8 protein-coding genes are annotated in these 7138 nt (G+C 61.8%); 1 reads left to right on the top strand and 7 read right to left on the bottom strand.

All coding sequences use genetic code 11. The features are described from left to right. The 7 genes from AACS18_RS19480 to AACS18_RS19450 all read right to left on the bottom strand — a co-directional run. Positions 1 to 1355, bottom strand: a 1355-nt coding sequence (locus AACS18_RS19480; RefSeq protein WP_258228770.1) for a peptide MFS transporter, incomplete at its 3' end; no start/stop codon positions are given. A 525-nt stretch (positions 1356 to 1880) separates the two neighbouring features. After that, the gene (atcC, locus tag AACS18_RS19475; protein ID WP_108613068.1) at positions 1881 to 2783 is read right to left on the bottom strand and encodes a cold adaptation protein AtcC; all 903 of its coding nucleotides are present in this window, start codon (positions 2781 to 2783) and stop codon (positions 1881 to 1883) included. Between the two features lie 11 nt (positions 2784 to 2794). Beyond that, entirely contained in the window at positions 2795 to 3562 is a 768-nt protein-coding gene (gene atcB / locus AACS18_RS19470) for a cold adaptation protein AtcB (protein ID WP_005335887.1), read from the bottom strand. Positions 3563 to 3574: 12 nt separating this feature from the next. Then, positions 3575 to 4117, bottom strand: a complete 543-nt coding sequence (gene atcA / locus AACS18_RS19465; protein WP_108613067.1) for a cold adaptation protein AtcA — start codon at positions 4115 to 4117, stop codon at positions 3575 to 3577. Positions 4118 to 4140: 23 nt separating this feature from the next. Continuing rightward, complete coding sequence (atcJ, locus tag AACS18_RS19460; protein ID WP_005343121.1) at positions 4141 to 4425, bottom strand: cold adaptation protein ActJcold adaptation protein ActJ; 285 nt, start codon at positions 4423 to 4425, stop codon at positions 4141 to 4143. A 293-nt stretch (positions 4426 to 4718) separates the two neighbouring features. After that, positions 4719 to 5471, bottom strand: a complete 753-nt coding sequence (locus tag AACS18_RS19455) for an SDR family NAD(P)-dependent oxidoreductase (protein WP_108613066.1) — start codon at positions 5469 to 5471, stop codon at positions 4719 to 4721. Next, positions 5468 to 6346, bottom strand: a complete 879-nt coding sequence (locus AACS18_RS19450; protein ID WP_108613065.1) for an NAD(P)-dependent oxidoreductase — start codon at positions 6344 to 6346, stop codon at positions 5468 to 5470. The genes AACS18_RS19455 and AACS18_RS19450 overlap by 4 nt, the downstream gene beginning before the upstream one ends. Before the next feature lie 130 nt (positions 6347 to 6476). On the opposite strand from AACS18_RS19450, the gene AACS18_RS19445 reads away from it, so the two are divergent. Beyond that, positions 6477 to 7138 (top strand): LysR family transcriptional regulator (locus AACS18_RS19445; protein ID WP_108613064.1); only part of this gene is annotated, 662 nt, incomplete at its 3' end.

Below are 7138 nucleotides of genomic sequence, written 5' to 3'. Positions count from 1 at the left end.
CTGTAGCCCGGGTTGGTGGCGACCGGGGTGCTGCCGATATTTTGCGGCATGGCGCTGGAGACATAGCCCGCCAGCACGGAGGCAACGCCGGTCACCATCATCCAGCAGCCCATCAGCAGACCCTGCAGGCTGGCGGGGGCCAGCTTGCCGATCATGGCGTAACCGATGGGGGAGATAAGCAGCTCGCCAAAGCTCTGCAGCACATAGCTGATGGCGATCCACTTGAAGGCGACCAGCCCATCGGCTCCCGCCAGATGGATGCCGAGCGGCAGCACCAGCATGCCGAGCCCCATGCAGAACAGGGAGGCGGCAAACTGGGAGGGGATGTCGATATTCCAGCCCTGTTCACGCAGTCGCTTGAACAGCAGCGCCATCAGCGGGCCACCGATGACGATGACGATCGTGTTGATGTTCTGGATCCACTGGGGGGCTACCCGCAGCCCGAACACGTTGAGGTTGATGTTGTGCTCGGAGAAGAGCATCAGCCCCATGGGCGCCAGCTGGTAGAGCGACCAGAAGATAAGGGAGCCGAGGGCGAGGATCAGGTAGGCCACCATGCGGCTGCGCTCGGCGGCGTCCGGGTGGCGGGCGGTCATCACGCAGAGCAGCACCAGCACCACGGCCCCCAGGATCAGCACAAAGCTGCCGCTGAAGCTGGCGTGGGTCAGCAGCAGACGCAGCGCCGGCACCAGCATGGCCAGAATGGCGATCCCGGCCAGAATGCGGCGGTAGAAGCCGCTCCCTTTGACATGGCGCAGCGGGGTGCTGATATCCGCCAGAATGGGCCAGCAGGCGAAGGTGGCGATGATGGCGATGATGTTGCCCAGCGTCGCAAACAGGAACAGGGTGCGGTAATCCTCGGTGAGCTGGAAGTAGCCCGCTACCGTGAAGCCGATAAAGAAGCCCAGATTCATCCCGGCGTAGTTCCACAGGAAGGCACTCTCGCGGCGGTGATCATCCGGGGCGAAGCGCTGGGTCAGCATCATGTTGAGGCAGGTGACGTTGAGGCCGCTGCCGGTAAGGAACATGGCGAGCCCCCAGTAGAGGCCGGTGATCCCCATCTCGGCGATGAAGTAGCAGCCGATCACCTGCAGCACCATCCCCATCACGAACAGGTTGCGATTGCTGAGGTAACGCCCGCCGAGATAACCGCCAAACAGGTGCAGGCCATAGTTGAAGGCCCCGAAGACCCCCATCATGGCGTTGGCCTGGGATTCGCTAAAGCCGAGCCGCTTGGTGGCGTAGAGCACCAGGGTGGAGTAGAGCACGGCAAACCCCAGGGTCGAGAAGGTCTGGATAAAGAACAGCGCCCCGGAGCCGGGGGGAATGGTGGGGTGTTGATTCGAAGCGCTCACGGTCTGTCTCCTGTGAGAGAAGAAAGTCATTACTCGTCCTGAGAGCGTACCGGTCTGCTGCCGGCTAGCCTTGTGCGCTTCCATGCTGGTCTGAAGGCCGGTCTGTCATTTAGCGGCCAAGCGGTGCAAATAGCCATACCTGAAATTTAATCTGGCGCGATTAATTGCTTTTTATTGATCTATTTCGCCTTTTTATGCGCAATTGAGCCGTGGTTGTAGCTCGATTTACCACGTGATTGCGACACGGTTGATGTGATCCAGTCGGCTATTTGGTGCCGATTATGGCGCTGTAGCGGGATCTGCGTCCCGCTTTGTTGTCCCGAAACGCAGCTGGTGCCAAGCGGTTGTATCGCAGGTTGTTTATTCATCCTTGGGTATTGAGTGAATAAATATCGGGAAGAGAAGGGGCAGCCGCAGGGTGACTTGCGCGTGTTCCCTCTCTGCTTGGGAGAGGGTGAGGGGAGGATAGAACAACGCCCGGCGGGCCGGGCGTTGTGGTGCGACTGATGGGCGACGAAAGCGGCCTTAGAAGTCGTGGTAGAGCGGCCAGCCGAGCAGCGGGTGCTTGAGACCGGCGCGCATCTCCATGTTGTCGAGCTTCTCCGGCGAGGCGTTCTCTTTTTGCAGCAGCTGGTACTGGCGCACAAAGCCGAGGGTGTGCAGCAGGTTCGGCACAAAGCCCGGGCTCAGCTCCTGACGCAGGGTGGCGGCCATGTCGGCGGGCAGCGCATTCAGCATCAGGGCCAGCTGGGCGGCGAGATAGTCGGTGTCGTACCAGCCCTCGTCGAGCTCAATCTCCCGCGCCAGCTTGCGCTTGAGATCCTGCTTCACCTTGAGCGGGGCGGCGCCACTGCCCTTGCCGCAGAGGATGCGGTAGAGCAGTGCTTCGGCCAGCTTGTCCTCCATGGTGGGGTGGTCGCTCTCGCAGGCGAAAAAGTGCTGGTCGATGAGTTCCATCAGGCGGCTCTTGTTGTGCTCGGTCAGTGCCTTCTCGTACTCCTGCCACCCTTGCCACTCCTCCACATCGGGCGGGCTCGAGATCTTGTCCAAGAGGCGCGCATCCACGTCACCGTAGAGGCTGTTGCCAGCCTGCTTGGGGCTGACGGTAATGAGCATCGACCAGCCCTTCTGGAACGGCTTGATGGGGCCTTCCGGCGCCTGCAGCAGCGCCAGCGCCTTGGCCGGATCCCGCGCCGAGAGCTCCTGCAGACCGAGGCTCACTACGCCGATGACGTCGTGGGCAGCCTGCTCCAGCAGGTGCATCTTGTACTTGTTGTAGTACTTGTCGGCGAATTTGAGGCTCATCAGCACCGCCTTGCCCTTGATGGCGGCCAGCTGTTGCTCGCTCAAACGTTCATTGTCGCGGCCAAAGCGCAGCACCTGGGTCAGAAAGGGGCCCTGGTTGGCATCGCGAATGACTAACTGCATGAATGGGCTCCTTAATCCAGAAAGCTGAACATGTCGTCGACGTCGCCGTACTCGTCTTCCTCGACCTTGTTCTTCTCTTTGGCCTGCATCACCAGTTCGGCGGCAAACTTGTTGATGATGCCGTCCCAGGTGGAGTGCTCGTTGCGCAGCAGCGCCTTGATGGCTTTCTCCACCTCGGGGGCCAGCTCGCGAATGAGCATCAACAGGCTTCTCGGGTCATCCAGCGCGTAGTCGTGGACATCCTCGCTCTGCTGGCGCTCGCTGTAGCGCAGGGACTCTTCGAGATCTTCCTCTTCGGCGTGCAGCACGTCGCGATAGCCTTCGTCCTCTTCATAGCGATCGCCGCGATAGAACTCGATAAAGGGGATGGCGAGGTAGAAGAGACCGGCCGGATCTTCGGCCACGCACTCGAGGATCTCGCGCTGCTTGGCTTCGCTATCCTGGGTGCGGATCAGGTAGTTGAGGAAGTCGAAGGTGTGCTGTTGCAGCTCGTCGGCGTTGTTCTTGATCGCCTCTTCCCAGTAGAGCGGCTGCTGGCAGACGATGTCACGGATCCGCTCCGGGGTCATCAGCTCGGAGATGATGGAGGGGAAGGAGATATCGTGCTGGCCGTTAATCTGGGTCAGGGTAACGATATCAATGTTTTCAATCACTTCTGCCAGCTGGTCGTCAGACATGGTCTTGGCGATCAGCTCGAACTTCTCGCTGGCCTGCTTCGGCTCGATAACGGCCAGCTCTTTGATCTCGATGGCGGTAATTTCTATCAGACTGTTGCTCATGCCTTGCCCCAATTAGAAACGGACTTCGTCGTACATATCCTGATCGCCGTCGTCATCACCATAGCGGTCACTGCCACCATGGTAGTCGGCGTCGGCATCTTCCCCGTCTTCATCTTCTTCGTCGCGCAGCTCATAGTCGTCATCGGCACGCTGGCTACCGCGCGGTAGCGGGTTGTCGAGCAGGAACAGCACGGCGCAGGCTTCCATCAGCTGATCTTCGCTCTGGGCCCGCACCGCCTTGACCAGCGGCAGGGCGGCGTTGTTGAAGCCGACGCTCACCTTGAACTCGTCCCAGCTCGGCTGCTCGCCGCTGGCGAGCCACTTGTTCCACTGCGACTTGGCTTTGGCCGGGAACTGCACCCGGCCATAGAGGGCCAGCGGCAGATACTCGGGCATAAACTCCAGCATGCTCATATCGGCCAGCAGCAGGCTTTTCATCTGATCGGTGAACTGTTCCAGCCCCTTGGGGTCGTCCTGATCCCGGTAGGATTCGATGTTTTCGCTGGCATCGCTTTGCAGCGACTTGAGCCGCGCCTGGTCCCATCTCTTTTGCATAGTTGCTCTTTCTGCCTGCTGTTTCAGGGGTAGAACTGATCCCACATCTCCTGCATGGCGGAGGCGGGGTCGGTCACGATGACGTTGTTGAAATCCTTGATAAAGGCGGCCCGCTGTTTCGGATCGGACAGCACTTCATAGGCCTGCTTTACCTGGTGCAGCTTGATGGCTGCCTGCTCTTTCTCTTCTTCACTGGCCCCGTGCAGCTTGTCGGGGTGGTACTGGTTTGACAGCCGACGATAGGCTTTCTTGATGTCGTTTTCGCTGGCGTTGGACTTGACGCCCAGCACCCGAAAGTAGTTGTTCATGGCAGATCCTGCATCACTGGCATCATAGGATTCACGCTGCGAGTGCCTGATGGTGGGGATTGGCAAACCAGGCACGGCAAAAACCCGTCATTTTAACGGAAACAGCCCGCCAACGCGATGAGTTGGGCGATCAATTAACGGGCGAAATGAAGAGGGGTCAGTTGAGTGCCTATTGTTGCCAGTCGGTCTGGCCAGTGCAAGGGGCGGGCACGGGAAGGCGATGAAAAAATGGTCAGGGGCGAGTGTGGGGTGAGATGGCGGCGGCAGCGCAAATCGGGCTGCCGCCGCAGGGGTTACTCCTCCCAGAAGGAGGCGGAGGTGTGGTAGAGCATCTTCTTGCTCATCCCGCCATCGACCACCAGATTGGCGCCGTTGATAAAGTCGTTGCGAGGATCCGCCAGAAAGAGGCAGCCGCGGGTGATGTCGTCGGGGCGCCCGACCCGGCCACTCGGGTGCTGGCGATGATCCGCCTCGGTCAGGGGGTGGTAATCCTCCGCCTGGATCCAGCCTGGGCTGATGGCATTGACCGTGATGGGATGGTCGGCCAGCGAGTTGGCGAGGGACTGGGTGAGAGCGACCAGCGCCCCCTTGGAGGCGCCGTAGGCATCCCAACCCGGTTCGTTCTGCTGCCAGCGGGTGGAGGCAATATTGATGATGCGGCCATAGGGCAGATCGCGGTTGGCCTGCACAAAAGCGCGGGCGCAGAGCATGGCGCCGCGCACATTGACCGCTATCACCTGATCGAACTGGGCTGCGCTCAGATCTTCAAAACGGGTGTGGAACTTGCTGATGGCGCCGTTGTTGATCAGCAGGTGCATGCCGCCATGCTGCGCGCGCACCTCGGCAAAGAGCCCCACGATAGCCTGCTCGTCCCGCAGATCGAGCGGGTGAAAGTGGATCTCGGGATGGTCGAAAGCGTGAGGAGCCAGATCGGTGGCGATCACCCGATAACCCGCCTCGGCCAGCCCGATACAGAGCTGGCGGCCAATCCCGCCAGCGGCGCCGGTGACCAGTGCAATTGGGGTGTGGTTGGTCAGCTCGTTCATTGTGCCGCTCCATTGCGCGCCCGCAGTACCTTGATGAGGGCCGACACCTCCTGCTGGCCAAACCCTTGCGCCACCCCTTCCTCAAACAGCTCTGCGGCAAAGCGCGGGAAGCGGCTGTCGATCCCGGCATCGGTGGCATGACCGGCGAGGCGGCTGATGGCGGCGCTCCAGGTTTTCAGGCTGGCGTAGGGGTGATCGAAATCGCCGCTCGCCAGCGTCTTGCCCAGATGGGCCACATCGCCACCGAGAATGGGCGAGAGCTCGCTGAACTGGGCGCACACCTTGGCCACCGGCAGCCCTTCCGCCTCGCAGATCAGCGCGCCGTGCAGGGCACCGAGCAGACCACCGGCAAAGTAGGCGGCGACGGCGCAATCTTGCGCCGCTGCGGCGCCCACCGCCTCGGCCACATGGTCGAGGGTAGGGGCGAGCAGGCGCAGCACCGGCTCGGCGTCGCTAAAGGCGGTGCTAGCCCCCGAGCAGATGATGCTGGCGTCAGTGGTGCCGATCTGATCCGGGAAGCAGAGAATGGCGCCATCGAGATAACGGGCGCCGCGGGCGTGGCTCCAGCTCTCCAGCGCTCTGGCCCCCTGCGGGCTGCCGGTGGAGAGCTGCACCAGCAGCTTGCCCGCCACCGCATCGCTCGCCTCATCCAGCAACTGCTGGCTGACGGCGTAGTTATCGACGCAGACAAGGGTGATATCACTTGCTGCGATGGCTGCGCCAACCGAGGGGGCGAGTGTCGCACCCAGCGCTTGCAGCGGGGCTGCCTTGGCGGCGCTGCGATTCCAGACGGTGACCGGATGGCCCGCCTTGATCAGGGTGGTGGCGAGGGCGGAGCCCATGGCCCCGAGGCCGATGACAGAGAGATGGCGCATGATGGCTCCTGGCTGTGTTGATAGACGCTGATATAGAAAATTGGGATGCCTTGTGGCAGGTAAGCCACTATATTTGCCCCGTGTCGCCGTGAAAAATGGCTTTTATGACTGTCTGGTATAGGTGAATTCAATGGATGTGCGAACCCTGCGTGCGTTTGTGGCTGTCTTCGAGGAGCGCAACATCACGGCGGCCGCTACCCGCCTTTTCATTACCCAGCCCACCCTCTCCACCACCATCAAGACGCTGGAGGATGAGCTGGGGGTGACCCTGTTTGTGCGGCAGGCGCGCGGAGTGGAGGGGACCGAAGCGGCCCACCGGCTCTATCCCCGTGCCAAGCGGCTGATCGCCGACACCGACTCCCTCGCCCGCGAGTTTCGTGAAACCTCCCCCTGCCTCGAGCTGACGGTGGGGATTGAGGCAGACCTTGGTGATGGCGTGGTGGGGGCGCTGGTGCAAGGGGCGCTCGCCCACGAGGAGATCCTGCTGACCCTGGAGGAGGGCTGTTGTGGCGATGTGCGGCTGGGGTGCGAATCCCTGCGCTGTGGCGACGAGCTCTTTATCCCCCTGCTGGACGAGGAGTTTGTGCTGGTGCTGCCGCCGGATCACCCGCTGACGGGCAAGGGATCGCTCACCCCGGATGCGCTGACGGACGAGCCCTGGGTCACCTGCCCGCGCCACGACTCCCACCTGCGGCTGATCGCCATTCTCGGCAATCAGGCGCCGCTCTATCCACGGCGGGCGGGGTCGCTGCGACTGGCGGCGACTATGGTGGCCGCCAGTCGCAGCGACCC

The sequence above is a fragment of the Aeromonas sp. HMWF015 genome, assembly GCF_963878965.1.
Taxonomy (GTDB): domain Bacteria; phylum Pseudomonadota; class Gammaproteobacteria; order Enterobacterales; family Aeromonadaceae; genus Aeromonas; species Aeromonas veronii.
This window is presented reverse-complemented; position numbering and strand designations above follow the sequence as displayed.